Origin of the sequence: Comamonas sp. C11 (assembly GCF_024496285.1) — a bacterium.
In the GTDB taxonomy this organism is placed as follows: Bacteria; Pseudomonadota; Gammaproteobacteria; order Burkholderiales; family Burkholderiaceae_C; genus Comamonas; species Comamonas testosteroni_F.
This window is the reverse complement of sequence record NZ_CP101743.1, coordinates 5163402-5187775: the sequence shown is the minus strand read 5'-3', so window position 1 is coordinate 5187775 and position 24374 is coordinate 5163402. Positions and strand designations below refer to the sequence as shown.

General features: G+C 62.4%; 25 protein-coding genes. 9 read left to right on the top strand and 16 right to left on the bottom strand.

Annotated elements, in window-relative coordinates:
* The first annotated feature begins 189 nt into the window (after window positions 1-189).
* From NOX35_RS23940 to NOX35_RS23930, 3 genes are read left to right on the top strand one after another with little or no spacing between them, the layout of a single operon-like run.
* Window positions 190-1182, top strand: coding sequence for a tripartite tricarboxylate transporter substrate binding protein (locus tag NOX35_RS23940; protein ID WP_057093678.1), 993 nt, complete (start codon window positions 190-192; stop codon window positions 1180-1182).
* A gap of 3 nt (window positions 1183-1185) precedes the next feature.
* Window positions 1186-2403 carry a M20 aminoacylase family protein gene (locus NOX35_RS23935; protein WP_182284709.1) on the top strand — a complete coding sequence of 406 codons (1218 nt, stop codon included), beginning with the start codon at window positions 1186-1188 and terminating at the stop codon, window positions 2401-2403.
* A gap of 7 nt (window positions 2404-2410) precedes the next feature.
* Window positions 2411-3166 (top strand): phosphoribosyltransferase, encoded by a 756-nt coding sequence (locus NOX35_RS23930; protein WP_256494985.1) that lies wholly within the window; start codon window positions 2411-2413, stop codon window positions 3164-3166.
* A gap of 121 nt (window positions 3167-3287) precedes the next feature.
* On the opposite strand, the gene NOX35_RS23925 is transcribed toward NOX35_RS23930, so the two are convergent.
* The 5 genes from NOX35_RS23925 to NOX35_RS23905 form a co-directional block, all read right to left on the bottom strand.
* Window positions 3288-4472, bottom strand: coding sequence for a DSD1 family PLP-dependent enzyme (locus NOX35_RS23925; RefSeq protein ID WP_256494983.1), 1185 nt, complete (start codon window positions 4470-4472; stop codon window positions 3288-3290).
* On the bottom strand, window positions 4456-5097 hold the full coding sequence (locus tag NOX35_RS23920) for a histidine phosphatase family protein (protein ID WP_256494981.1): 642 nt from the start codon (window positions 5095-5097) through the stop codon (window positions 4456-4458). The genes NOX35_RS23925 and NOX35_RS23920 overlap by 17 nt, the downstream gene beginning before the upstream one ends.
* 220 nt (window positions 5098-5317) lie before the next feature.
* Window positions 5318-6301, bottom strand: a complete 984-nt coding sequence (locus NOX35_RS23915; RefSeq protein WP_182284705.1) for a tripartite tricarboxylate transporter substrate binding protein — start codon at window positions 6299-6301, stop codon at window positions 5318-5320.
* 35 nt (window positions 6302-6336) lie between these two features.
* Window positions 6337-7872 (bottom strand): class I adenylate-forming enzyme family protein, encoded by a 1536-nt coding sequence (locus tag NOX35_RS23910; RefSeq protein WP_182284704.1) that lies wholly within the window; start codon window positions 7870-7872, stop codon window positions 6337-6339.
* Window positions 7873-7886: 14 nt separating this feature from the next.
* Window positions 7887-9125, bottom strand: a complete 1239-nt coding sequence (locus NOX35_RS23905) for a thiolase family protein (protein ID WP_256494980.1) — start codon at window positions 9123-9125, stop codon at window positions 7887-7889.
* Window positions 9126-9259: 134 nt separating this feature from the next.
* Between NOX35_RS23905 and NOX35_RS23900 the strand changes: the two genes are divergently transcribed.
* On the top strand, window positions 9260-10012 hold the full coding sequence (locus NOX35_RS23900; protein WP_256494979.1) for an IclR family transcriptional regulator: 753 nt from the start codon (window positions 9260-9262) through the stop codon (window positions 10010-10012).
* Between the two features lie 148 nt (window positions 10013-10160).
* On the opposite strand, the gene NOX35_RS23895 is transcribed toward NOX35_RS23900, so the two are convergent.
* The 5 genes from NOX35_RS23895 to NOX35_RS23875 all read right to left on the bottom strand — a co-directional run bounded on the left by NOX35_RS23895 (window position 10161) and on the right by NOX35_RS23875 (window position 13724).
* Window positions 10161-10640 carry a DUF2501 domain-containing protein gene (locus NOX35_RS23895; RefSeq protein WP_256494978.1) on the bottom strand — a complete coding sequence of 160 codons (480 nt, stop codon included), beginning with the start codon at window positions 10638-10640 and terminating at the stop codon, window positions 10161-10163.
* A 103-nt stretch (window positions 10641-10743) separates the two neighbouring features.
* A complete protein-coding gene (locus tag NOX35_RS23890; protein ID WP_182284699.1) occupies window positions 10744-11469 on the bottom strand; it encodes a DUF4136 domain-containing protein in 726 nt (241 codons plus the stop codon).
* 83 nt (window positions 11470-11552) lie between these two features.
* Window positions 11553-12548 carry a tRNA 2-thiocytidine(32) synthetase TtcA gene (ttcA, locus tag NOX35_RS23885; protein ID WP_182284698.1) on the bottom strand — a complete coding sequence of 332 codons (996 nt, stop codon included), beginning with the start codon at window positions 12546-12548 and terminating at the stop codon, window positions 11553-11555.
* Complete coding sequence (locus NOX35_RS23880; RefSeq protein ID WP_003050921.1) at window positions 12542-12913, bottom strand: dihydroneopterin aldolase; 372 nt, start codon at window positions 12911-12913, stop codon at window positions 12542-12544. Before NOX35_RS23880 ends, ttcA begins: the two co-directional genes overlap by 7 nt.
* Window positions 12914-12938: 25 nt before the next feature.
* On the bottom strand, window positions 12939-13724 hold the full coding sequence (locus NOX35_RS23875; RefSeq protein ID WP_256494977.1) for an SDR family oxidoreductase: 786 nt from the start codon (window positions 13722-13724) through the stop codon (window positions 12939-12941).
* A 9-nt stretch (window positions 13725-13733) separates the two neighbouring features.
* Here NOX35_RS23875 and NOX35_RS23870 point away from each other — a divergent pair, with 9 nt between their 5' ends.
* Entirely contained in the window at window positions 13734-14861 is a 1128-nt protein-coding gene (locus tag NOX35_RS23870) for a class I SAM-dependent methyltransferase (RefSeq protein ID WP_182284696.1), read from the top strand.
* A gap of 163 nt (window positions 14862-15024) precedes the next feature.
* Here NOX35_RS23870 and NOX35_RS23865 read toward each other — a convergent pair whose 3' ends face one another.
* Window positions 15025-15915: a hypothetical protein gene (locus tag NOX35_RS23865; RefSeq protein WP_256494976.1), complete on the bottom strand. Its 891-nt coding sequence runs from the start codon at window positions 15913-15915 to the stop codon at window positions 15025-15027.
* Between the two features lie 176 nt (window positions 15916-16091).
* On the opposite strand from NOX35_RS23865, the gene NOX35_RS23860 reads away from it, so the two are divergent.
* Both NOX35_RS23860 and trxC read left to right on the top strand, forming a co-directional pair.
* Entirely contained in the window at window positions 16092-16292 is a 201-nt protein-coding gene (locus NOX35_RS23860) for a DUF2905 domain-containing protein (protein WP_012839950.1), read from the top strand.
* A 121-nt stretch (window positions 16293-16413) separates the two neighbouring features.
* Window positions 16414-16848, top strand: a complete 435-nt coding sequence (trxC, locus tag NOX35_RS23855) for a thioredoxin TrxC (RefSeq protein ID WP_256494974.1) — start codon at window positions 16414-16416, stop codon at window positions 16846-16848.
* Between the two features lie 47 nt (window positions 16849-16895).
* Here the strand turns inward: trxC and adhP are convergent, their stop codons facing one another.
* The 3 genes from adhP to NOX35_RS23840 all read right to left on the bottom strand — a co-directional run bounded on the left by adhP (window position 16896) and on the right by NOX35_RS23840 (window position 20169).
* On the bottom strand, window positions 16896-17930 hold the full coding sequence (adhP, locus tag NOX35_RS23850; protein ID WP_256494973.1) for an alcohol dehydrogenase AdhP: 1035 nt from the start codon (window positions 17928-17930) through the stop codon (window positions 16896-16898).
* A 236-nt stretch (window positions 17931-18166) separates the two neighbouring features.
* The gene (locus NOX35_RS23845; RefSeq protein ID WP_256494972.1) at window positions 18167-19429 is read right to left on the bottom strand and encodes a multifunctional CCA addition/repair protein; all 1263 of its coding nucleotides are present in this window, start codon (window positions 19427-19429) and stop codon (window positions 18167-18169) included.
* 59 nt (window positions 19430-19488) lie between these two features.
* Entirely contained in the window at window positions 19489-20169 is a 681-nt protein-coding gene (locus tag NOX35_RS23840; protein WP_256494971.1) for a glutathione S-transferase family protein, read from the bottom strand.
* A gap of 115 nt (window positions 20170-20284) precedes the next feature.
* Between NOX35_RS23840 and queC the strand changes: the two genes are divergently transcribed.
* On the top strand, window positions 20285-21049 hold the full coding sequence (gene queC / locus NOX35_RS23835; protein ID WP_256494970.1) for a 7-cyano-7-deazaguanine synthase QueC: 765 nt from the start codon (window positions 20285-20287) through the stop codon (window positions 21047-21049).
* 117 nt (window positions 21050-21166) lie between these two features.
* On the opposite strand, the gene NOX35_RS23830 is transcribed toward queC, so the two are convergent.
* Both NOX35_RS23830 and NOX35_RS23825 read right to left on the bottom strand, forming a co-directional pair.
* Window positions 21167-21427, bottom strand: coding sequence for a hypothetical protein (locus NOX35_RS23830; protein WP_012839944.1), 261 nt, complete (start codon window positions 21425-21427; stop codon window positions 21167-21169).
* A gap of 27 nt (window positions 21428-21454) precedes the next feature.
* Window positions 21455-22027: a 5-formyltetrahydrofolate cyclo-ligase gene (locus tag NOX35_RS23825; RefSeq protein WP_054073811.1), complete on the bottom strand. Its 573-nt coding sequence runs from the start codon at window positions 22025-22027 to the stop codon at window positions 21455-21457.
* 15 nt (window positions 22028-22042) lie between these two features.
* Between NOX35_RS23825 and NOX35_RS23820 the strand changes: the two genes are divergently transcribed.
* On the top strand, window positions 22043-24022 hold the full coding sequence (locus NOX35_RS23820) for a lytic transglycosylase domain-containing protein (RefSeq protein WP_256494967.1): 1980 nt from the start codon (window positions 22043-22045) through the stop codon (window positions 24020-24022).
* Window positions 24023-24374 lie beyond the last annotated feature (352 nt).

Below are 24374 nucleotides of genomic sequence, written 5' to 3'. Positions count from 1 at the left end.
CGTGGATCAGAGGTTTTCAGGGGTAAGCATCGATTGCTAAGTAGTTTTATTTATGACATTTCGCGAGAAGCGAACCGATAATTTCGCGCATATCCCCGGTCGGCAAGCTGTCTTGACCCGCCGGCCTGCACGGGCACTCCGCCGTCCGCATGTTGCGGCGAGGTGCCCGTGACCCACTGCTGCCTGTACATGTCCATACCACGCCGCTCTCTTGTCGCGACCGCCGCCCTGATGGCTGCGGCCGGTTTTTCCGCTCCCGTTCTTGCCGCCGCCGATGCCTGGCCTGCCACCAAGCCCATCACGCTGATCGTGCCGTTCAGCGCCGGTGGCAATGTGGACACCACGGCACGCCTGATCGGCCAGAAGCTGGGCGAGCGCCTGCACCAGTCCATCGTGGTGGACAACGTGCCTGGCGCCGGCGGTGTGCTCGGGGTGAGCAAGGCCGTCAAGGCACCGGCCGACGGCTACACCTTGCTCATGGGTTTTGACGGCCCCATCAGCATTGCCCAGCTGGTGAATTCCGCCGTCAAGTACGACGCCGAAAAGGATCTGACCCCCGTGGGGCTGACCACCATCGCCCCGGTGGTCGCCGTGGCCCGTCCCGGCCTGCCGGCGCACAATCTGAACGAGCTGATTGCACTGGCGCGTTCCAAGCCCGGATCGCTGACCTACGCCACTTCGGGCGTGGGCACCATGCTGCATCTGGCCATGGAAATGCTGCAGGAGCGCGCCAAGATCAAGCTGGTGCATGTGCCCTACCGCGGCGGCGCCCAGATCACCAGCGACGTGATGGGCGGCCAGGTCGATGTGGGCATGCTCACCACTGTGAGTGCCGTGCCCATGATCCAGCAGAAAAAGCTCGAAGGTCTGGGTGTGACATCGGCCAGGCGCATCGATGCCATCCACGCTGTGCCCACCTTTGGCGAGACGGCCGAACTCAAGGGCTTTGACCTCAACACCTGGACGGGGCTGTTCGTGCCCGCCAAGACGCCTCAGGCCGTGGTCACGCGCCTGGCCACCGAGCTCGATGCCGTGCTCAAGATGCCCGATGTGCGCAAGCGCCTGGAAGACGGTGGCGCCACGCCCGGCTCCGGCACCCAGGCCAGCTTCGTCCAGTTCCTGAAGAAGGAAAAAGCCGGCTATGCCCAGATCGTGAAGTCGGCCAACATCCAGGCGGAATAAGCCATGGTCGCGCCTCTGAACCCGGTGCATGCCGAGATCCACCCGCCCGTGCTGCCCGAAGTGGCGGCCGTGGCGGCCGAGATGCTGGCCCTGCGCCATGATCTGCACGCCCATCCCGAGCTGGCCTACGAAGAGCACCGCACCGGCGATATCGTGGCCGCCAGGCTGGCCGAATGGGGCTACGAGGTCCATCGCGGCCTGGGCGACACCGGCGTGGTGGGGACGCTGCGCTGCGGCGATCACCTGGATGGCAAGCGCCTGGGCCTGCGCGCCGACATGGATGCACTGCCTATCCGTGAAGCCACGGGCCTGCCCTATGCCAGCCGTCACGACGGCAAGATGCATGCCTGCGGCCACGATGGTCACACAGCCACCTTGCTGGCCGCAGCCAGGGTGCTGGCCGGGCACAAGAACCAGCTCCAGGGCACGCTCAATCTGATCTTTCAGCCCGCCGAGGAAGGTCATGGCGGTGCGCAGAAGATGGTGGAGCAGGGCCTGTTCGAGCTGTTTCCCTGCGATGCGCTCTACGCGTTTCACAACGAACCCGGCTACCCGGCCGGGCAGTTCGGCTTCCGCTCGGGCGTGATGTATTCCAGCTCGGACACGGCCATCATCACCATCCGCGGCAAGGGCGGCCATGGCGCCATGCCCCACGTGGCCGTGGACCCCATCGTCGTGGCCTCGCATCTGGTGCTGGCGCTGCAGACCATTCGTTCGCGCGAGATCGACCCCAACGACATGGCCGTGGTCACCATCGGTGCCATCCATGCGGGCGATGCGCCCAATGTGATTCCGGAAACCTGCGAGCTGCGCGTGACCATTCGTGCGCGTTGCCCCGAGGTGCGCCAGCAGCTGCGCGAGCGCATCACGGCCATGGCACATGCCCAGGCCGCCGTGCACCGCGCCACGGCCGAGGTGGACTACAAATGGCGCTATCCGCCCGTCATGAACGACAAGAACGCGACCGATTTCGCAGTCGGTGTGGCACGCGAATTTCCGGGTGAGCAATGGCTGATTCCCGATCTGCAGCCGCTGCAGGCCAGCGACGACTTCGCCATCATGCTCAACCAGGTTCCCGGCAACTATTTCATCGTCGGCAACGGCATGGGCGAGGGCGGCTGCATGGTGCACAACGCTGCCTATGACTTCAACGACAACCTGCTGCCCGTCACGGCCTCGTTCTGGGTCAAGCTGGCCGAGAGCTATCTGCGCCGCGACTGAGTTTTGTATGAGTGAAATTGCATCCGTGGTCGATCTTTGCGGCCAGAACCTGCCCGGCTTCGACGCGACGACCGACTACTGGCAAGCCATCGTCACCGAGGCCGAGCTGCCCCAGTCGCCGCTGCCGCCCTATGCGAAGAGCTACCCGGCCAGACTGCCCGACGGCCGCTATCTGCTGCTGCCGCTGCGCGGCATGCCCACGGCCGATGGCTCGGCACCGGACCGCTGCGTGGCCTCCCTGATTGCCAATCAGGCCTCGTTGGAGGTGGTGGAGCAACTAGCGCTGCATATGGCGCAAGGCGCGGGGGCGCATGATTTCGATGTGGTCATAGGCCTGCCCACGCTGGGCCTGGCCTTCGCGCCGCTGGTGGCGCGCCACCTGGGTCACCGCCGCTATGTGCCGCTGGGCTATTCGCGCAAATACTGGTACCGCGACGAGCTCTCCGAGCCCGTCAGCTCCATCACCACGCCGGGCAAGGGCAAGCTGCTCTATATCGACCCCAATCAGCTGAGTCTGATCACTGGCAAGCGCGTGCTGGTGGTGGACGATGCCGTGAGTTCGGGCACAACCATGGTGTCCGGCCTCAAGCTGCTGGAGCGCTGCGGCGCCGAGGTGGTGGCCATCGCCGTGGCCATGCGCCAGGGCACGCAGTGGCAGCAGAAATTGGTGCGTGCCGATGGCAGCGCCATCCCCGTGGTCGCGGCCTACGACTGCCCGCGCATGGAGCGCCGTGCCGACGGATGGTGGCCTGAAGGCTCATAAAAAGAGAGCTGCTGGCGACTTTCATATATGAGTTTCAGGCTGTTTATGCCTTGAAATCATTTTATGAAATGCGTTGTAAGCTCTTGTTTATATAGCAATCAAGGCCCGGAGCAGGAGCGAATCAGGTCAGCGCACCGCGCCCGTCCACGGTGAAGATGCGTTCGACCACGCCCTTGAGCCGTCCGCCGCGCACGCCGATCAGATGGTCGTGCAGATTGACCGTGGGGTCGCAGTGGCCGGGAATCAGCCACAGGCTCTCGCCCAGCGCGGGCAGCCAGCCGCTGTGGTTGCCGGCATCGGCATCGGGGTGCAGCACGCCATGCTCGTCGCCGCCGTTGGCAAAGCGCAGCGCGTTTTCAGGCGGCAGCGCATGCAGCCTGGGCAGGCCTGAGTCTATGGCATGGGCCTTGTGGCCGGCGTCGCAGACGGCATGCCCGCTGCTGAGCGACATGACCTGGGTCTTGACGTAGAGCGCATGCTCGAACAGGGGCTGGGCCGCGTCGCGCTGGTTGGCCGCGTAGTCTGCATCCATGAAGAGGAAGGAGCCGGGCTGGATTTCTCCATAGATGCCGCTGGCGGCCTCGTTGACCATGGTGCCCGTGCCGGCACCCGTGATCAGCGGTATGGCCAGGCCGGCGCGGTCGAACTCATGGCGCGTGCGGTTGACGAGCTTGAGCACCTGGTCGATGGCTGCCCTGCGCTCCTCGGCGCTGCGCAGATGCTGGGCGCCGCCATGGTAGGCCTGCAGACCCGCAAAGCGCAGCGTGGGCTGGGCCGCAATAGCCTGTGCCAGCACCAGGGCGGCTTCGCCGGGCTCTGCGCCGCAGCGGTTCTGGCCGACATTGATTTCCACCAGCACATCCATGGCCGCATCGCCTGCCTGCGCATCCTGCAGGGCCCGCGCCAGCCGGGTGATGCCTTCCTCGCAATCCACGGCCAGGGCCAGCCGGCCGCCCTGTGCATTCAGTGCCTTGGCCAGAGCCGCCACGCGCGCCAGCTTGGTCAGGCCAATGACTTCGTTGCTGATGAAGATATTGGTGATGCCGCCCTGAGCCAGTGCCTCGGCCTCGCTGACTTTCTGCACGCAGTGGCCGCAGGCGCCGGCATGCTCGAGCAGATGGGCGATATGAGCGCTTTTGTGCAGCTTGGCATGCGGGCGCCAGAGCACGCCATGCTGCTGGGCAAAGCGGGCCATGCGCTCGATATTGCGGTCCATGGCGTCCAGGTCTATGACCAGGGCGGGTGTGTCTATGCGTTTGACGGCCTGGCCGACCAGGGTCTGCAAATGCTCAGGAATGTGCTTCATCTCGGCTGCCTTGCTGAAGGTGTGCGGTATCTGCCCAGCCTACCAAAGACAGGCCGTCGGGCGTCCAGAGCAGGCGATTGATGGCGCAGTTGCTCAGCTCCCAGGTACGTGGCGTCTGGAAGTCCTGGCGCGTGGCCAGGCGGTAGAGCACATCCATCACGCCGCCATGGGCGACCAGCACGATCTGCTCGCCCTCATGCTGGCGCGCAATCCCGTCCACGGTGGCAAAGATGCGTTCGCGCAAGGCCTGCAGCGAGTCGCCACCGCCGGGCGGGGCATAGGCCGGGTTGCGCGTGCGCCAGAGCTGGGCGTCCTCGGGCTGGGTGGCTTCCACATCCTTGAAGGTGCGGCCCTGGAAATCGCCGAAGCAGCGCTCGCGCAGGCCGGCGGTGGTGTGCAGCGGGGCACCGGATCTCTGGGCAATCGCCTGCGCCGTGACATGGGCACGCTGCAGGTCGCTGCTGTAGATGGCGGCAATGCTCTCGTCGGCCAGCGCCTGGGCTGCCTGCTCGGCCTGCCACAGGCCGGTGTCGTTCAAGGGAATATCCAGATGCCCCTGGATGCGTCCATCGACGTTCCAGGTCGTCTCTCCGTGCCGGATGGCAATGATGCGCGTGGCGTGCATGTCTAGGCTCGTTCAGCGTAGGTTGTCTTGTAAGGCAGTCATTGTCTTGCAAACAAAGCATGCCATTGCCTATGTCGGCAGTAGCATGCTTTGCACAGGGGGAAACCTGGGGGGTTTCTAGTTGCTCCTTGGAAACGCGCGTGAATCTTCCATTTCTGGGCGTGAGCAATCAAACTCGGGATCAGGCACGTCCCCCGCTTGCTCGGCCCTGGCTTGTGAATTAGTTCGCTACGGCACCTGAAATTTTCACGACGTTGGCCCACTTTGCGTTTTCCGACTTCACGTAGGCCAGAAATTCTTCGGGTCGAGAAGTCCGGATGGTCACACCTCTTTCCTCCAGCTTTTCGCGAACCTGGGGATTGGCAACGCTTTTGGCAATGGCGCTGTGCAGCTTATCCAGGATAGGGCGGGGCAAATGGGCTGGCGCCATCACGCCAACCCAGGCATCCACGACCATGTCCGGTAGTCCGGATTCGGCTGCGGTAGGCACATCTGGCAGTTGCGGGACCCTCTCGCGAGAAGTGATGGCCAGAGCACGAAGCTTTCCTGCCTTCACCAGCCCCAGCGCCGAAGGCAGATTGTCGAACATCACATCGATCTGCCCTCCCACCAGGTCGGTGAGCGCGGGGCCGCTGCCCTTGTATGGCACATGTGTCAGATTCACGCCGGTCAGAATTTTGAAGTACTCCCCGGTAAGGTGCGGTGAAGTGCCGGCACCTGGCGAGCCAAAATTCATCGCGTGTTGCGCTTTCTTGGCATGGCTTATCCAGTCGCCAAGAGTCTTCACCGGCGTGGATGGGTTCACCAGTACCAGGTTGGTGTAGTAGCCCAACTGGGTGATCATGGTGAAATCTTTGATGTGATCGAAAGGCAGGTTCTTCTGCAACACCGGATTGATGCCATGGGTAGCCAAGGTGCCTAGATAAATGGTGTAGCCGTCCGCAGGCGCATTCGCGATGAACTGAGAGGCGATGTTGCCGCCGGCGCCAGGTTTGTTCTCGACAATGACGGGCCGCTTCAGCTCTTCAGACATCTGTGCGGCAACAATGCGCGTCACAAGATCTGTGGAACCCCCAGGCGGGAACCCAACCACGAATTTGATGGGCTTGCTTGGGTAGGTGTCCGCGTGTGCACTGAAACCTAGCGCAACCATTCCTGTAGCGGCGCTTGCCAGCGCCATGCGGATCAATGTGCGCTTTTTCATATCGTCATCCTCCAGTGATTTAGTGTGAAGTGGCCTTAAGCCGAGCGGAATTTCTGAATGAGCTCATCCCGGAGCTGGCGCTTTTGCACCTTGCCCAATGAGCTTCTGGGCAACTGGTCAATGATGTGAATGGTCTTGGGAGTACGCACAGCCCCCAGTGCCTCACGTACATGGGTGCGCAGCGCGTCATTGCTGCTGGTGCGCCCTTGTTTGAGTTCAACGACGGCCTCGACACGTTCACCCCAATGCGCATCGGGAATTCCAAAGACGACGCTTTCAGCCACGTCGTCATGGCGTGCCAACACATCCTCTACATCAGATGGATAGACATTGAATCCGCCGCTGATGATCACGTCCTTGGAGCGCCCTTTGATGAACAGATAGCCGCGTTGATCGAGATATCCGATATCGCCGGTCCTTAGCCACCCGCCTGAAAGCACTTGGCTGGTTTCATCCGGCATATCCATGTAGCCGCTCATGAGCAAATCACCACGAGCAACAACTTCTCCGAGCTCGTGTGCAGCACAAAGGCTGCCGTCTTGCCGCATGACCGCCAATCTGGTCAGCGGGCCAGCCTTGCCGGCGCTGCCAAGGTTCTCGTTCAAGGCGCCATCGTCGCCAGGCATGCCTGCAATGATCACAGGCGCTTCGGTCAGGCCATAGGTCACGCCGACCACGGGCCCCAGAAGTTCCCGTGCCTGCTGCAGGCGCTCGAGGGTCGCGCCGGCTCCTCCGTACAGCAGGTTCCTGAGACTTTGAAGCGTTCGCGGCCGAATCGCCTGCTCGTCCAGCATTTGGTAGAGCAAGGTGGGTGGCACCCAAGTGCCGCTGACATCATGTAGAGACATGGCATCGAGCAGTTGTCCTGCCTTTGCACCATCCATGATCAGCAGACATCCACCTGCAGCCAGCACCGGAAGAACAAAGGTGCCAGCTCCATGCGTCATGGGAGGACTTAGCAGGAAGCGCTCCGACTTCCGTAGTTTGTAGACTTGGCGCAGTGACACAACCATCGTGTTGATGCAGCGCGCAGATTGCAGAACGGCCTTGGGACGACCGGAGGATCCGCCTGTGAATTTGATGGCGAAGATATCCTCGCTATCTGCCTCCTGAATCTCTGGCACGGAATCTGTCGTCTGAGCGATTTGTGCATGAACATCGAAATCCGCATCAGACTTTCTTTGGCCGATGAACATCACCGGCACAGACTGAGCGGTGCGCAGGATTTCAGCCGACTGGTCCAGCACGATGAGATCCGGGCATGCCACCGTAATCTGCTGGCGCAGTTCGGCCTCGGGGTTCTTGGGCGTCAAGGGAATCAGCACACCGCGACACTGATAAATTGCAAGAATGCTCTCCAGCATGGCCATGCTGTTTCGGCATGCGATTGCCACTCTGGGGCGTTTGCTGCCGGAAAGGCGCTGAAAAGCCGCCGCGACAGAGTTCACCCGTTGAGCAAGCTCCCGAAATGTGACATGTTCCGTAGCTTGACCATCGGCGCTGAGTTCTGAGGCTGCTGGCGCATCTGGATAACGCAAGGCTGCTGCGTGAAAAAAGTCGATTGGAGTCATATGCCTTCGCCTTTTCAAGCCTTGTCCAGTACGGTGACCACGGCTGCAGCATCTTCAACCCGGATGAAGCCACCTCCGTTCTCTGCGACTGCGATACGCGCGCCTTGTACTTGACGCTCCCCTGCTTCGCCACGCAACTGGGTAACCAGTTCGTGCAACTGGATGATGCCTGTAGCCGCGATGGGATGCCCTTTCGACACAAGGCCGCCAGAGACATTGACGGGGCACTCGCCACCCAGGGTGGTTGCTCCGCTGACGGTGTAAAACCCTCCTTCACCGCGAGCGCAGAGCCCGAGGTTTTCTATCTGCAAAACCTCCGCAAAGCTCGAAGCATCGTGCACTTCAACGACATCGATATCCTTTGCGCTAATACCTGCTGCGGCATAGGCACGATCGGCAGCCAGGGACACGCAGTGGGATTCAAGTGCTTCGGGTGCGCGATGCACGGTGCTTGACACCCCTATGCCACGTACTCGGATCGCACGTATCCGGTTCACTCTGGACAGCGCTCGCTCGCTGCACACCACTGCGGCTGCAGCGCCGTCAGAGATTGGTGCGCACATGGCACGCGTGAGAGGCCAGGCGATGAGTGGAGTACCAAGCACCTCCTGGACGTTCATCGGTGCACGGTACTGGGCCAGCGGATTGAGTGCCGAATGGGTGTGGTTCTTGGCGGCTGCGTGCGCAATATGTTCCTGCGTGGTTCCATACATTTTCATGTGCATGCGTGCGAGTGATGCATACACGTCCATAAAGAAGCTTTGCTGCTTCCAGTCCCCCCCGTCCACGCGGGCCGGCCCAACGCCTTCGCCGATTTGCAGAAGTCCCTGCCAAGTGCTCTGCATTTCATGAATGTCGGTGCCACCGAAAAATGCTTGCATCATGGCTTGCCGCTTTTCCGGGTAGAACATCTTTTCTGTGCCTACGACGAGTGCAACATCAAATAGGCCTGCCTTGATGGCTGCGTAGGCTTGAAAGAGGCCGGAACTGCCGCTGGCACATGCGTTCTCTGTATTGAAGATGGGAATGCCGCTGAACCCCATGGCGGTCAAGGCACACTGACCTCGAATGGAGTTTTGAGCCTCCATCTGTCCTTGCCGCACATTGGAAAACCATGCCGCTTCAACTTCCCCTTGAGGCAGGCCTGCATCCAATAGAGCTCCAGCAACGGCCTCGTGCGTGAGTGCCTTGACAGACCTGTCAAGATGCCGGCCCAGCGGCGTATGAGAAATACCAGCAATGAATACGTCCATCGAATGTCTCCGAGATTTCGGCACTCTTAAATTCCAATATATGGAATAAAAAAGTCCATTTGCAAAAAACTTATCTCTGGACAAAGAATAGGATCAGATCCATATTTAGTACTAAGTTTCCACATATTGGAAAAATGGCGCACGGAACACAAACTTTGGAAAGAGGCTTGGGGCTACTCAAGCTGGTGGCCGCACATCACCCATCGGGACTGCGTCTGACGGACCTTGCGGAGCTTTCTGACTTGGAGCTGCCCACGGTACATAGGTTGATGGCCTGTCTGATGCGTGAAGGCCTGATCACGCAAGGCGAAGTCGGAAAGCGCTATGTGCTCGGCCAGTACTGTCAGCAACTCGTCGCAGCCTCAAGCAATGAGATGCCGGTGCAGCACACATACGGCCCATTGATTGAGGAGATCGCGCGGACCACTGGCGATGCGACGTTTCTTGTCGTGCAAAGCGGATTCGATACGCTATGCATTGGTCGCGCCGTTGGGACCTACCCGATCCAGGCCCTGGCTGTAAGCGTTGGCCATCGGCAGCCGATTGGTGTCGGCGCTGGCGGCTTGGCCATGTTGGCGGCCATGCCCGCGCGAGATTCGGATGCCCTGATACGCACCAACAGAGAGCGTCTGCCTTATTACCGTGATCTCTCGATGCCGGCGCTGAAAGCGATGGTGGCACAGGCCCGCGCAGACGGTTATGCAGTGATCGGCAACTATGCGGTTTCAGGCGTGATTGGCGTAGGCGTCGCGTTACATGACTCCATGGGAAACATCATTGGCGGAGTCAGTGTGGCATCCATCAAATCGCGCATGAACAAGGAGCGGCAAGAGCACGTGGCGCAACAGATAAAGCGAGTCATGGCGCAATATGGCTCTGTCGCATGAACCGGCGCTCCGTGTTTTACTTCGCTTCTTGTGCGCAATTCACGGCGCAGCAGGAGTGCGCGCCAAGAAAAAAGGCCTGCAATCACGGTCGCAGGCCTTTGGTCATTGCAGCGCTTGCGCTTCAAGCGCCAGCTGCCATGTCTTGGTGTCAGATCAGTGACTTGGCATTGTCCAGCACAAAGTCGCAGGCCTTTTCCTTGAGGTTGCTCTTGACCTTGTCCAGGCTGAAGCTCTTGCCGTCGGCGCCCGTGACCATGCCCATCAGACCGTTCTGGTAGCCCTGGTCCTTGGGCTCTTCCTTCTGGCCCAGGCCCAGCTTGCCCAGCAACTGGTTTTTGACCTGGGCGGCCTTGTCGGCGTTCAGGTAGTTGTTCTTCATGCAGTAGGTGAGGACGCCTGCGGCATTGCTGGCCGTTCCGGAGCTCAGGTTGCCCAGGCCCAGGGCCGACAGTGCCGAAGAGCCCCCGGAGCCGCCGAGCATGCCGCCCAGGCCCGAGGCGCTGGAGCTGCTCTCGGCCGCGCCGCCCAACTGGCCGCGCAAGGCATCGCCGAGGCCGCTGGCATGGGCGCTGAAGGAGCCCGCGGCCACTGTGGCGCAAAGCAGGGTGGAGAGAGCAAGTTTCTTCATGACAGTCATCCTTTTCATGGCGAGGGCTCAGGCAGGAGGCCCCGGTTAAAGCCGAGCAGCACGTTAGCACGCGGCAGGCCCGGCAACTGTTGAAGATTGCAAATCAACGTGCCGGTGCCGCGTTGGCCGGGGTGGCTGGCGTGGCCGGTGTGGCCGGTGTGGCGGGCTGCGCGGGTGCTGCAGGCGTGCCGCTGGCAGGCTGAGCTGCCGGTGGCTGGATGACGGTGCGCACATTGCGCGGGCCCTGCGGCGGCTTGGGGAAGCCCGTCAGCGCCGCATCAAACAAAATGCCGAAGATGGCCGGGTCGTCGGTCCACACATCCTGGCGTTGGGCCGAGGTTTCGTAGACGATCTGCTGGGTCTTGATGTCGCGCATGACGATGCTCACGGCGCGGTAATACTCCAGCGGCGGTTCGTTGAACATCATGCTGCCGCCGAAGCCCCAACCGAAGCCGCGGCCGTAGCTCATGCCCCAGCCCCAGCGCGGACCCCAGTAGGGGTCGTAGTAGGGCCAGCTGGCCCAGTCGCGCGCATAGCGGGCCAGGGCGCTGATCTGCACCACCAGGCTGGCGCGCGAATCATCGCGCGTCAGGCCGACGCGGGCCAGCGCATGCTGGGCCTGGGCTTCCACGGCCGCGAAGTTCAGCTGGCCTTGCTGCGAGGGCAGGGTCTCCAGCCGGTAGGTGGCTGGCACGGGGATGGTGTTCAGTGCGGAAAAGCTCTGCACCGTGCTGTTGACCTCGCGCACCGTGCTGCAGCCGGCCAGCAGTGCCGTCGCAGTCAGGGCCACAAGGCCGATCCAGCGTAAGGAGGTTTTGCGCAGGTTCATGATGATTTCTCTGAAAACGACAAAGGCCCATGGAATGGGCCTTTGATTGGACAGCAGGGTCCGGTTTTAGTTCAAAAGTCCGCTCAGGACAGTTGTACCACTTGTACTCCACCGGGCAGGGCGGCCATGGTTGGCAGCTCTTCATGGTCAAAGGCCATGTCGCCGTTGGGATCGGCAATGCCCGTGGCCTTGGCGTTCCTGAAGTCGTGCAGCTGGGGGTCCATCATGTGCGTGGTCACGATATTGCCCATGGCGCGGAACATGCTCTCGATGCGGCCGGGGAACTTCTTGTCCCACTCGCGCAGCATATTGCCCACGGCCACGCGCTGCAGGCCGTCCTGGCTGCCGCAGAGGTTGCAGGGAATGATGGGGAAGTTCTGGTACTGGGCCCAGCGCGTCGTGTCCTTCTCGGGCACATAGCACAGGGGACGGATCACCACATGCTTGCCGTCGTCGCTGACCAGCTTGGGCGGCATGCCCTTCATGCGGCCGCCGTAGAACATATTGAGCATCATGGTCTGCACGATGTCGTCGCGGTGATGGCCCAGGGCCACCTTGGTGCAGCCCAGCTGGTCGGCCACCTTGTACAGGATGGCGCGGCGCAGGCGCGAGCACAGACCACAGGTGGTCTTGCCTTCGGGCACGACGCGCTTGACGACGCTGTAGGTGTCCTGGTTCTCGATGTGGTAGTCCACACCGATGCTCTGGAAGTACTCGGGCAGCACATGCTCGGGGAAGCCGGGCTGCTTCTGGTCCAGGTTCACGGCCACGATGTCGAACTTCACGGGTGCACGCTTTTGCAGCTTGCGCAGAATGTCGAGCAGGGTGTAGCTGTCCTTGCCGCCGGACATGCAGACCATGACCTTGTCGCCTTCCTCGATCATGTTGTAGTCGAGGATGGCCTTGCCCACTTCGCGGCACAGGCGCTTCTCGAGCTTGATCTGTTCGCGTTCGATCTTGATCTTGCCGGGCTTGGCGGCTTCGTCGCCGTTGGCGTTCTCTGCGGCCGCAGCATCGGCGGCTTCTGCCTCTTCGGCAATCCAGGGGTTGTCGTTTACTGCATTCATGGGGTTCACCATTGTCCGGTTTCGATGCGAATGGCTACTTCGCAGTCGTCAAAAATTTCCAGCTTCGCAATTTTCACACGCACGCCGCGCACGCCGGGCAGCTGCAGCAGGCGCTGGGCCAGCTTGCCGATCAGGCTCTCGAGCAGGTTCACATGCTCGGAGGTGCATTCGTCGATGATGATCTGGCGCACCTTGCGGTAGTCCAGCACATGGAGGATGTCGTCATCGCGCGGAGCCAGGGGCTGGGGGCCGAGGTTGAGTTCGGCGTCGACCTGGATCGGCTGAGGCTCTTGTTTCTCATGCGCAAGAATCCCCAGGCTGGCATCAAAGCGCAGGCCGGTGAGCGTGAGAATCTGTTGTCCGGAAGTGGAAGTCATGGAAAAGGGTGCGGCCTCGGTGGGCTCACATCATCGAAAAATCGCGCTCGAAGCGCTGTAAATGTTGGCCGCCGTCCACCAGCATGGTGGTGCCCGTCATGGATCGGTTTTCCAGTGCAAAGCACACGGCGGCGGCAATGTCCTCGGGCGAGGAGGAGCGTCCCAGCGGGCTCATGGCGTGCAGGGCCTCGAATTTTTCCTGGCTCAGCATATGGCTGGTCAGCGTCAGGCCCGGCGCCACTCCCACCACGCGCACGCGCGGAGCCAGCGCCAGGGCCAGCATGGTGTTGGCGGCTTCCAGAGCCGCCTTGGAGAGGGTGTAGCTCAGGAAATCGGGGTTCTGGTTCCAGAGCTTCTGGTCCAGCACATTGACCACGGCGCCCTGGGCGGACTCTTCGCCTGCCGCCACGCGCTCCTGCACATGGGCGTGCAGAGCCTGGGACAGCAATATGGGCGCGCCCGTGTTGCTGCGCAGATGCGCTTCCAGCGCCACATAGCTGAAGCTCTGGGCATCGTCATGTTCGAACAGCGAGGCGTTATTGACCACGGCGTCGATGCGGCCAAAGCGCTCCACCACACGCGGCACCAGCGAGCGCACCGAGTCCTCGTCAAAGAAGTCCGCGTCAAAAGCCGCGCTGTCACCCGACAACTGGGCGCAGGAAGCCACGGTCTGCATGGCTTGCTCGTGGGAATCGCGATAGTGCACAGCCACTTGCCAGCCCGCGCGGGCCAGGGCCAGGGCCATGTCACGACCAAGGCGACGGGCGGAACCGGTCACCAATACTGTGCGTGGTTGGGCGGGTGAGGACATTCGTGGAAAATGCGGGTTGTGACGACAGAACCCTCAAGTTTAACGAGCGCCTTGCAATCCCGCATTGCCAAGGAGATTGCTGCCGTGGGCGGCTGGCTGCCTTTCGACCGCTTCATGGAGCTGGCGCTCTATGCGCCGGGCCTGGGCTATTACGCCAACGAAACGGCCAAGTTCGGCGCCATGCCGGAGTCGGGCAGTGACTTTGTGACGGCGCCTGAAATTTCACCTATTTTTGGCCAACTGGTGGCGTCCCAGTTGCGGGAAGCGCTACAAAAAACGAATACCCGCGAGATCTGGGAGTTCGGCGCCGGCACGGGCGCGCTGGCGCTGCAGATCCTTGATGAGCTGGCGGCTCAGGGCGCGTTGCCCGAGCGCTACACCATCGTCGATCTATCGGGCACGCTGCGCGCGCGCCAGAAACTGGCGCTGGCCAGGTACGAGCATCTGGTGCGCTGGGTGGATGCACTGCCCGAGGCCATGGAAGGCGTGATCATCGGCAACGAGGTGCTGGATGCGATGCCGGTGCAGCTGTTGCAGCGCACCAGGGGCCAATGGCATGAGCGCGGCGTGGTGCTTGGCGGTGACGGCGATGAAGCGGCCTTTGCCTGGGAGGACCGTCCCACCGAACTGCGCCCGCCTGTGGATATCGGCGGCCCGCATGATTTCCTGACCGAAATCCACCGCCAGGGCGAGGCATTTATCCACACCCTGGGCGAGCGTCTGGTTCGCGGTGCCGCCTTCTTCATCGATTACGGCTTCGGCGAGAGCGAGTACTACCACGAGCAGCGCCATATGGGGACCCTGGTCTGCCATTACCAGCATCAGGTGGACAACGATCCGCTGGTGCTGGTCGGCCTCAAGGACATCACGGCACACGTCAATTTCACGGGCACGGCCGTGGCGGCCCAGGATGCGGGCTTCGACGTGCTGGGCTATACCAACCAGGCGCACTTTCTCATCAACTGCGGACTTGCGCCCAGGCTCGATGCTGCCGGCATCAAGGCCCGCTCCATGGCCTCCAAGCTGGTCATGGAGCACGAGATGGGTGAGCTGTTCAAGGTCGTTGCCCTGTCCAAGGGCGTGGAGCCCTGGACGCCGCTGGGCTTTGTGCAGGGCGACCGCACATATCGGTTGTAACCCCCTGAGCGGCTGCGCCGCTTCCCCAAGGGGGACGAGAACCTCGCTGCGCTGCGGCGCTTGCTTGTTGTCTCTGGCTTGGAGTGCGCCAGTTTTTATCAAATTGATAGCTACTGGCGCTTATTTTTCTGGGCTGGAGGCTTGAAACCTTTGTGTCTTGCGATCAGCGGCTGACCGGGCTGCCGTTGCGCACGTCATAGGCTTTGCCGTCGGCCAGGTTGATGCGATAGATCTCGCGCAGCACATTGCCGGAAAAGCTCAACTCCACCACAGACAGCGTATCGAGCGTGGTGGTGAAGCCTGCAGGCAACACGCGATTGAGACGAGAGGTGGTGTCGTTCATGGCGCGTTCGATTTCGGGGGTGAAAGGCGTTTCGCTATAAACCAGGGTGTTGTGCGGATTGTGGCTGCTGACCAGCTTGTCGTTCTGCAGCTGATTGATGCCGCTCACGCCTGCGGTCTGCACCATGGTCTTGGCGGAATCGCTCATCCTGGCGTAGACCGGGCCGGTGACGCGCGGCAGCGGACCGTCTCGCAGCGGAGCCATGGCCGTGGTGGCGCGGGTATTGAAATCCATCATGGACGTATAGGCCGCCCCCGACTTGACCACACCCAGATCCAGCCACCAGGGCTTGCCAGCTCCCTTGGCCGCTTCCGTGGTGTAGAAGGTCTTGAGCTGCACGTCCTTGAGCACGGGAGGCAATGCGGGCAGGGCCATCAGCATTTTCTGCGGAGTCCCGGGATCTGCACTGTGGATGTGCACTACGGTGATATGGGGCAGATTGAAGGTATTGGCTTCTTGCGTGAGCTTGAGCTTGTGCAAATGCTCGCTGACCACCGGGGTGACCTGGCTGTCCATGATGGCCATGGCGTCAGCCGGCAGCCGGTACACCAGCCCATAGGTGGTCTGATGCTGGCGGAACTGGGTGCTCGCCAGTGCGCTGTTGTCGATCTTGCTGCTGTTTGCCGTCGTAGTGGGCGATGTGCTGCATGCACTCAAGGCCAGAGCCAGCGCAACAGTGGGTGCCAGGGAAAGCCGGGATGGGTTTTGCATGAAATGCGTCTTTAGTCGTAAAGGGGCTGAAAAACGGGCGTGCATCTCTGCATGTTGTTTTTGAAGCCGTTCCCGTTCGGACTGTTGCAATTTAGGTCGGCTTTATGTCCGCGCTGTGACGCCGTTGAGCAGGCCAGGCGCCACGCTGCGAGCCTGCAGCTCGTACACTTCGCACCATGATTCGCTGGTTGATCGTCATTTTTCTGGCCCTGTTGCTCGTCAACGGGCTGCACGGCTGGCTGCAGCGCATAGGGCTGGGGCGTCTGCCCGGCGACTTCCGCTTTAGGCTGTTCGGCAAGGAATTTTTTCTGCCCGTGGCCAGCACCGTGCTGCTCAGCGTGGTGGCGGCGCTGATTGCCCGCTTTGTGAAGCTCTGAGAACGTAAACACGTTCTGAGGCGGGCCGACTTGAATCTGCAGGCTTTGGCTGCACATACGGACCTGAGCCCGAGCAGTGCCTGCTGGCACCGTCAGGCATTGCCAAAGAAAGGTTGCCCCTGTGTCCGAATCCCTGCACTACGTCTGCCCTCATTGCCACACCACCAATCGCATCGCCAGCGACCAGCTGGGCAATCAGCCCGATTGCGGCAACTGCCATCAGGCGCTGGTGACGGGCGAGCCCGTGGCCCTGGACAGCGACAGCTTTGCACGGCACACCGGGCGCAGCCAGTTGCCCGTGGTCGTGGATTTCTGGGCTCCCTGGTGCGGCCCCTGCCGCATGATGGCTCCGGCCTTTGCCCAGGCGGCCCAGCAACTGGCGGGGCAGGCGCAACTGGCCAAGCTCGATACCGAGGCTTATCCACAGGCTGCCGCGCCGCTGGGCATACGCAGCATTCCGACCATGGTGGTCTTCAAGGAAGGCCGCGAACTGGCTCGCATCTCCGGGGCCCTGCCGGCCTCGGAGATCGTGCGCTGGGTGCGTTCGGTGATCTGAGCGGCGGTTTCGCGGGAGCCGGCCCCGGCTAGGGGCCGGTCGGACTCTCAGGCGGCGATGTCCAGCACCACGCGGCCTTCGATCTTGCCTTCGTGCATGCGGGCAAAGATGTCGTTGATGTTTTCCAGCTTGTCGGTGGATACGGTGGCCTTGACCTTGCCCTGAGCAGCAAAGTCCAGCGACTCCTGCAGGTCCAGGCGCGTGCCGACGATGGAGCCGCGTACCGTGATGCCCTTGAGCACCATGGAGAAGATCGGCAGCGGAAAGTCGCCGGGCGGCAGGCCGTTGAGCGAAATCGTGCCCCCGCGGCGCACCATGCCCAGCGCCTGCTCGAAAGCCTTGGGGGACACGGCGGTGACCAGCACGCCATGGGCACCTTCGATCTCTCTTTGCAGATAGGCCGCCGGGTCGGTATTCATGGCGTTGACGGTGACAGCGGCGCCCAGCTGACGCGCCAGGGCGAGCTTGCTGTCATCGATGTCGACGGCAGCGACGTTGAAGCCCATGGCCTTGGCATATTGGACGGCCATATGGCCCAGGCCGCCGATGCCGGAAATCACCACCCAGTCGCCGGGCTTGGCGTCGGTGACTTTCAGGCCCTTGTACACCGTGACCCCGGCGCAGAGCACGGGAGCGATATCGACAAAACCCACATTCGAGGGCAGATGGCCCACATAGTTGGGGTCGGCCAGTGCGTAATCGGCAAAGCCGCCGTTGACCGAATAGCCGGTATTGGTCTGAGATTCGCACAAGGTTTCCCAGCCGCCTATGCAGTGGCGGCAGAAGCCGCAGGCGCTGTGCAGCCAGGGCACGCCCACGCGATCACCTTCCTTGACATGCTTGACGTTCTTGCCCACCGCAGCCACATGGCCCACGCCCTCATGGCCGGGAATGAAGGGCGGATGAGGCTTGACGGGCCAGTCGCCTTCGGCCGCATGCAGATCGGTATGGCAGACGCCGGAAGCAGCGATCTTGACCAGGATCTGATCGTCTGTCGGTCGGGGCACCGGCATTTCTTCAATCGTGAGCGGCTTCCCGAAGGAACGCACCACGGCGGCTTTCATGGTCTGGGGTAAGGACATCAGAGCACCTCCTTGAAGTAGAAGGCAAGGCCCAGACCTGTAGGCCGGACACTTGCCTGTCAAAGAACCATGCCGGTATGGCATGGGTGTTGCAGCCGGTTTCGTGACCCGCTGCATGGCCCTGGCGGAGCGAACCGTCGCGGCCATCTCGTACTGTGCAATGGCTGCAGCATACCTTCTTTGACTTAACTCAAGCCGCGCCCATCCCTGTCGCTAGCACCTCGGTGCGCGGACTGCTAGGTACCACTTTCCAGATAGGCGGCAATCGCCTGCTCGCGCGCCTTGCTCACTGCGTCGCCAATGGCCTTGCCCTTGAGGCCGCGCTGCGCTGCGGCCTGGGCGACCGGACCGGTTTCCACGGCAAGCGCCGCCTTCAGGGCATTGCCCAGGCGCTGGCGCTGCGGATAGGCAGCCTCTTCAAAGCCCAGGCGTCCGCGCGCGTCGCATTCGCAGGCCTGCAGTGCTTCCTCGAAGCGCTGGGGCTTGCGTATGGCATCGCAGCGCTCGAGCAGGCGCAGCAGGGCGGCGGCATTGAGTTCGTGGCTGCGGTGGATGTTGCCATGCTCGCGCGCCACGACCTCGGCCAGCTCCTTGCAGTCGTTGGGCACGCGCCAGCGCTCGCAGACCTGCAGCAGCAGGCGGGCGCTGCGCTGTTCGTGGCCGATATGGCGGGGCAGCACATCGGCCGGCGTGCTGCCCTTGCCGAAGTCATGGCAGAGGCAGGCAAAACGCACGGACAGCGGTGCCTGCAAGCGGGCCGACATGTCCAGCACCATCATGGCATGTATGCCGCAGTCGATCTCGGGGTGGTATTCGGCGCGCTGGGGCACGCCCCAGAGCTTGTCGAGTTCGGGCAGCAGCCGGGCCAGAGCTCCGCATTCGCGAAGCATGTCGAACATGCGCGAGGGCTGGGGCTCCATCAGGCCGCGGCTGATTTCCTGCCACACGCGCTCGGGCACCAGAGCATCGACCTCGCCGGCCGCCACCATCTCGCGCATGAGCTCCATGGTCTCGGGCGCAACGGAGAAATCGGTGAAGCGCGCCGCAAAGCGGGCCAGACGCAGAATGCGTACCGGGTCTTCGCGGAAGGCATCGGTCACATGGCGCAGCACGCGATCCTTGAGATCCTGCTGGCCGTGGTAGGGATCCACCAGGTCTTTGAGGTCGCCGTTGCCTGTCCAGTCTGCGGGAGCGGCGATGGAGTTGATGGTGAGATCACGCCGCGCCAGGTCTTCTTCCAGCGTCACATCGGCGGCGGTGTGGACCACAAAGCCGCGATAGCCCATGCCGTTCTTGCGCTCGGTGCGCGCCAGCGCATATTCCTCATGGGTCTGGGGGTGCAGAAACACCGGAAAGTCGCGCCCCACGGGCACGAAGCCGCGCGCGCTCATCTGCTCCGGCGTGGCGCCGACCACCACCCAGTCCGTATCGTTGACGGGCAGGCCCAGCAATGCATCGCGCACTGCGCCGCCTACCTTGAAAACCTTGAATTCACTCATGCTGCAATGGTAGTGGCTGCGAGCCGGCGTGCAGATACCGCGATTGCGGGATTACGGACTCAGCGCTGCTGGCGATAAGGCTCTTCGAACTGCAGAAAGTCCTGCTCGGCCAGAGCCGCCTGAATCCATTCCTGGGTGGCGGGCAGCTGGGTGATGCGCTGTATATAGGCGCGTACCGGGGCCGAGGTCGGCAGGCCGTAGCTGTTGATGCGCATGCAGACCGGCGCAAAAAAGGCGTCGGCAATGCTGAACTGGCCGAACAGCATGGGGCCGCTGGCGATACTCAGCAGCGGGGTCCAGAGTTCTTCGAGCTGCTGGACATCGCTGCGCAGATCGGCATGCTCGGCCCAGAGCCGGGCGCCCGTCTCCTGCAGCTGGGCTTCGATATTCATGGGGCAGAGGCTGCGCAGCGCACCGAAGCCGCTGTGCATCTGCGCCACCAGACTGCGTGCGCGGGCGCGCTGGGCCACGGTCTGCGGCCATAGATGCTTTTCCGGAAAACGCTCGGCCAGGTATTCGCAGATGGCCAGGCTGTCCCAGATGATCAGTCCCTCATCGACCAGCAGTGGCACCTTGCCGGTGGGTGCGAGTGCCAGCGCCTGCAGCTTGAAGCTGGAGTAGGGCGCAAAGCTGTCAAAGCGCAGTGTGAGCTCTTCGAAGCTGATGCCGCTTTGGCGCATCAGCACCCAGGGGCGCATGGACCAGGACGAGTAATTCTTGTTGCCGATATAGAGCTTCATGGCGGACTCCTGTGTGATTTGCCGAGCAGCTTATCAAGCTTGGGCCTGGCGGTCTGTGTGTTTTGATTCCCCGGTCATGCCTGGGCGGCGCGGCGGATGATGTAATTGCAGCACTATGGCAAATACTTCGACTTCTTCTGCAAGCCCGGCCGCTCAGGTGGCCGGGGCCGGTCACCACAAGGGCGCGCTGGTGCTGTTCTCGGGCGGCCAGGACTCGACCACCTGCCTGGCCCAGGCCCTGGCCATGTTCGAGCGTGTGGAGACGCTGGGCTTTGACTACGGCCAGCGCCACAGCGTGGAGATGCAGGTGCGCGCCGGCGTGCGCGAGCAGCTGGCTCAGCGCTTTCCCCAGTGGGCGCCGCGTCTGGGCGAGGACCATGTGCTGTCGCTCGACGTGCTCAAGCAGATCGGCGGCTCGTCCCTGACCGAGGATGTGGCTTTTGCCATGCAGGCCGACGGCCTGCCCAACACCTTTGTGCCGGGCCGCAATCTGCTGTTTCTGACGCTGGCCGGCGCGCTGGCCTATCGGCGCGGCCTGACGGTGATCGTCACCGGAGTCTGCGAGACCGATTACTCGGGCTATCCCGATTGTCGCGACGACACCATGAAGGCCCAGCAGCTGGCGCTGAACCTGGGCCTGGAGCGCCGGCTGCGCATCGATACGCCGCTGATGTGGCTGGACAAGGCCCAGACCTGGCAGCTGGCCCATGATCTGGGCGGCAGCGAGCTGGTGGAGCTGATTCGCACCGAGACCCACACCTGCTACCAGGGCACGCGTGATGTGCTGCACGACTGGGGCTATGGCTGCGGCAGCTGCCCGGCCTGCGAGCTGCGTGCATCGGGCTGGCGGAACTGGCGCGCCAGCCAGTCGGCGTCCTGAAATCGATAGCTGCTTGTGCTTTATCAAAAAGGACTTCAGGCTGAAAAAGCTATGAAGTCCTTTGAATGAAAGCGGTAAACGCTCCTCAATGAGGAGCATTCACGATGTCGGCCCGACTCAGGCGCTGGGGCGCGTGGCGATCTGTCCGGCCTGGATCTGTGCCGTCATCTGGCTGAGCCAGGCCTGGCTTTCCGGGCGCTCGAACAGAAAGTCCCAGATGGCATCGTGCTGGCGCGGTGTCAGGCCGAGCGCGCCATGGCGGCGCATATGTGCTTGCAGCCGCAGCACCTCGGGGTGCGTGAGCGGCAGCTGCATCACGGTCAGTGGCGGGCGCTGGCGGTAGCGGCGCTGGGGAATGTTTTTGCGGGGACGACTCATGGCAAAGCGATCAAAGCGATTCAAGGGTTAGACAGGCCAGACCACGCCGTTGTCGTTGAGGATGGCGTCCAGCGGCAGGTCATGGGCCTCGGGCTGGAAGTCATCGACATAGCCATTGGTGTAGCCCAGACCCACGGTGAAGGGGCGCGGGCTCAGCTCGGCCAGCGTGCGGTCATAGAAGCCGCCGCCATAGCCGAGGCGGTAGCCGCCGGCCGCGTAGCCTACGCAGGGGACAAACAGCAGCGTGGGCACCAGCAGTTCGGTATCCTTGGGCTTGGGAATGCCATAGGCGTCCTCCTCCATCGGGCAACCGGGGTACCAGGCGTGAAAACTCAGCGTCTTGCGCTGTTTGTCTATCACCGGCAGCCCGATTCTGCGCCTTTGTGGAGTACCCTGTAGCTCGCCATCTTCCTTCCAGCGATGCAGGGCTGGCAGCGGATCGAATTCACCCTTGATGGGCCAGTAGGCACCAATCACGGTATCGGGCCGCTCCATCAGCCAAAAGCGCATCACCTGCTGCAGCGCATCGGCGCGTTGCAGGCGATCTGGAAGGTTGAGGCGCAGTTCAATCAACTTGCGGCGTAACGCTGCTTTGTCCATCGGATAATTTCCTCCATGCACTGGCTGAAGATTTTGACACCGCTTTGTGCGGCTTCCCTGTTGACTGTAGCTGCTCCGTTTGCGCAGGCACAAAACCCGGGCGACGCCGTGTTGCTGGATATGCAAAAAGCATTCCGCAGCCGCAATCAGACGGCGCTGACCCAGCTCCTGCCCCAGGCTGCCGGCCACCCTCTCGAACCTTGGGCCGCTTACTGGGAACTCAAGAACCGGCTGGAGAGCGCATCGCCCGATGAAATCCAGGGCTTTCTGAACCGCTATGCCGGTACCTACCAGGAAGACCGCCTGCGCAACGACTGGCTGCTGCTGCTGGGCAAGCAGCGCGACTGGAACACCTTCAGCCAGGTCTATCCCAGGTTCCGCATGCGCGACGACAGGTCGGTCACCTGCTACGCCTTGCTTGCCGATGCCTTGCAAGGCCGGGGCGCGCCCAATGTGGGCCAGCAGGTACGCGATCTGTGGCTGGCACAGAAGGATGCCGATGACGGCTGCACCACGGCCGCCGGCCAGCTGTATGCGAACAAGCTGATCAACGACGCCGATGTCTGGCGCCGTGCCCGTGTGGCCACCGAAAACAATCGCCAGAAGGCTGCCCGTGATGCGGTCGCCATAGTCGCCCCCGAGGCCGCCGACCAGGTGGCGCAGGTGTTTGCCTCGCCCGCCAAATACCTGTCAGGCCAGAGCAAGGCGCGCGGCCGCGAGCGCAAGGAGCTGGCCCTGCTGGCGCTGATCCGCATGGCGGCCAGCGACCCCGATGCGGCAGCCACGCAGATCGACGGTGGCTGGGGTGCCCAGCTCAACGGCGAGGAGCGCAACTGGGCCTGGGCCGTGGCCGGCAAGCAGGCTGCCTTCAAGCTCTCGCCCGATGCCAATAGCTATTTCGGCAAGGTGCGCCGCAACGAGGACCTGAGCGACGACCTGCTGGGCTGGAAGGCCCGTGCCGCGTTGCGCGCCGGCGACTGGAAGGCCGTGCGCCGAGCCATCGACGCCATGGGGCCGGAGCGCACCGACCCGACCTGGTCCTACTGGAAAGCCAAAGCCATGCTGGCGGGCCGCCCCAATGCCGAGGAAAAAGCCGAAGCCCGTCAGCTGCTGGAGGACACGGCCGGCAGCCACAGCTTTTACGAGCAGCTGGCGCTGGAGGAAATCGGGCAGCGCATCACCGTGCCGCCCGCGCCCGCGCCGTTGACGGCGCAGGAAAAGGCGGCGGCGCGCAGCAACCCAGGCCTGAGCCGCAGCCTGTATGCCATCGGCATGGGACTGCGCAGCGAAGGCGTGCGCGAGTGGAACTATTCCACCAATCTGCACCAGCCCGGCGGCATGGAAGATCGCGAACTGTATGCGGCCGCCGATCTGGCCTGCGAGCGCCAGGTCTGGGATCGCTGCATCAACACCAGCGAGCGCACCAAGACCTTTGCCGACTGGAAGCAGCGCTTTCCCATGCCCTATCACGATACGGTGCTGGCCAAGTCGCGCAATATCGGGCTGGACCCGGCCTATGTCTATGGCCTGATCCGTCAGGAGAGCCGCTTCATCATGGATGCCCGCTCGGGCGTGGGCGCTTCGGGGCTGATGCAGGTGATGCCGGCCACGGCGCGCTGGACGGCCAGAAAGATCGGCATGACGGGCTTCACCCCCGACATGATCAACGACCGCGACACCAATATCACCATCGGCACCTCCTATCTCAAGCTGGCGCTGGACGACTTCGAGGGTTCGATGGCGCTGGCTGCCGCGGGTTACAACGCCGGCCCGGGCCGCCCGCGCAACTGGCGCAACGGCCCCACGCTGGATGCCGCCATCTGGGCCGAAAACGTACCCTTCAGCGAGACCCGCGACTATGTGAAGAAGGTGCTCTCCAACACCACCAACTATGCGGCGCTGATCACCGGCCAGCCACAGTCGCTCAAAAGCCGACTGGGCACCATAGGCCCGCGCCCGGCCAATGATCCCGAGACCATGAAGGACTTGCCATAGGCGGGTGTCTTGATGAGCTGATTGCTCATTTGATGATAGTGAAAAGCGCTCTGCCTGAAAGGTGCAGAGCGCTTTTTTATTGAATGCTTCAAGTGCTCAAACAAGACCCGCGCCGAGGCGCGCGTGAAATAGCACGCAAAGTCTCATGTAGGCAAATAACCTACAAACAGATGGCGAATGAGATTGGTTTGCGTTTACAAAAGTACATAATTGCAACCGTCAGAGCCCATAACGTCACATACAACCTCGGCTTTGTCTCCCTTTAGCTGCCTGCCAGCTGTCCAGAAGGCCCACCGGGCCGCCGCTTCCTACCCGTATCTGTGAACGACCTGCCCGAGGCAGGCCGAGGAGT

Coding starts and splice junctions, on each gene's coding strand:
- NOX35_RS23930 (WP_256494985.1), top strand. CDS start 2,411: ATGAGTGAAATTGCATCCGTGGTCGATCTTTGCGGCCAGAACCTGCCC.
- NOX35_RS23845 (WP_256494972.1), bottom strand. CDS start 19,429: ATGAGTGAATTCAAGGTTTTCAAGGTAGGCGGCGCAGTGCGCGATGCA.
- NOX35_RS23830 (WP_012839944.1), bottom strand. CDS start 21,427: ATGAGTCGTCCCCGCAAAAACATTCCCCAGCGCCGCTACCGCCAGCGC.
- adhP (WP_256494973.1), bottom strand. CDS start 17,930: ATGTCCTTACCCCAGACCATGAAAGCCGCCGTGGTGCGTTCCTTCGGG.
- NOX35_RS23895 (WP_256494978.1), bottom strand. CDS start 10,640: ATGAAGAAACTTGCTCTCTCCACCCTGCTTTGCGCCACAGTGGCCGCG.
- NOX35_RS23825 (WP_054073811.1), bottom strand. CDS start 22,027: ATGGACAAAGCAGCGTTACGCCGCAAGTTGATTGAACTGCGCCTCAAC.
- NOX35_RS23900 (WP_256494979.1), top strand. CDS start 9,260: ATGGCGCACGGAACACAAACTTTGGAAAGAGGCTTGGGGCTACTCAAG.
- queC (WP_256494970.1), top strand. CDS start 20,285: ATGGCAAATACTTCGACTTCTTCTGCAAGCCCGGCCGCTCAGGTGGCC.
- NOX35_RS23870 (WP_182284696.1), top strand. CDS start 13,734: ATGCGGGTTGTGACGACAGAACCCTCAAGTTTAACGAGCGCCTTGCAA.
- NOX35_RS23920 (WP_256494981.1), bottom strand. CDS start 5,097: ATGCACGCCACGCGCATCATTGCCATCCGGCACGGAGAGACGACCTGG.
- NOX35_RS23905 (WP_256494980.1), bottom strand. CDS start 9,125: ATGGACGTATTCATTGCTGGTATTTCTCATACGCCGCTGGGCCGGCAT.
- NOX35_RS23840 (WP_256494971.1), bottom strand. CDS start 20,169: ATGAAGCTCTATATCGGCAACAAGAATTACTCGTCCTGGTCCATGCGC.
- NOX35_RS23915 (WP_182284705.1), bottom strand. CDS start 6,301: ATGAAAAAGCGCACATTGATCCGCATGGCGCTGGCAAGCGCCGCTACA.
- NOX35_RS23925 (WP_256494983.1), bottom strand. CDS start 4,472: ATGAAGCACATTCCTGAGCATTTGCAGACCCTGGTCGGCCAGGCCGTC.
- NOX35_RS23820 (WP_256494967.1), top strand. CDS start 22,043: ATGCACTGGCTGAAGATTTTGACACCGCTTTGTGCGGCTTCCCTGTTG.
- NOX35_RS23940 (WP_057093678.1), top strand. CDS start 190: ATGTCCATACCACGCCGCTCTCTTGTCGCGACCGCCGCCCTGATGGCT.
- NOX35_RS23860 (WP_012839950.1), top strand. CDS start 16,092: ATGATTCGCTGGTTGATCGTCATTTTTCTGGCCCTGTTGCTCGTCAAC.
- ttcA (WP_182284698.1), bottom strand. CDS start 12,548: ATGGTGAACCCCATGAATGCAGTAAACGACAACCCCTGGATTGCCGAA.
- NOX35_RS23935 (WP_182284709.1), top strand. CDS start 1,186: ATGGTCGCGCCTCTGAACCCGGTGCATGCCGAGATCCACCCGCCCGTG.
- NOX35_RS23890 (WP_182284699.1), bottom strand. CDS start 11,469: ATGAACCTGCGCAAAACCTCCTTACGCTGGATCGGCCTTGTGGCCCTG.
- NOX35_RS23880 (WP_003050921.1), bottom strand. CDS start 12,913: ATGACTTCCACTTCCGGACAACAGATTCTCACGCTCACCGGCCTGCGC.
- NOX35_RS23875 (WP_256494977.1), bottom strand. CDS start 13,724: ATGTCCTCACCCGCCCAACCACGCACAGTATTGGTGACCGGTTCCGCC.
- NOX35_RS23910 (WP_182284704.1), bottom strand. CDS start 7,872: ATGACTCCAATCGACTTTTTTCACGCAGCAGCCTTGCGTTATCCAGAT.
- NOX35_RS23865 (WP_256494976.1), bottom strand. CDS start 15,915: ATGCAAAACCCATCCCGGCTTTCCCTGGCACCCACTGTTGCGCTGGCT.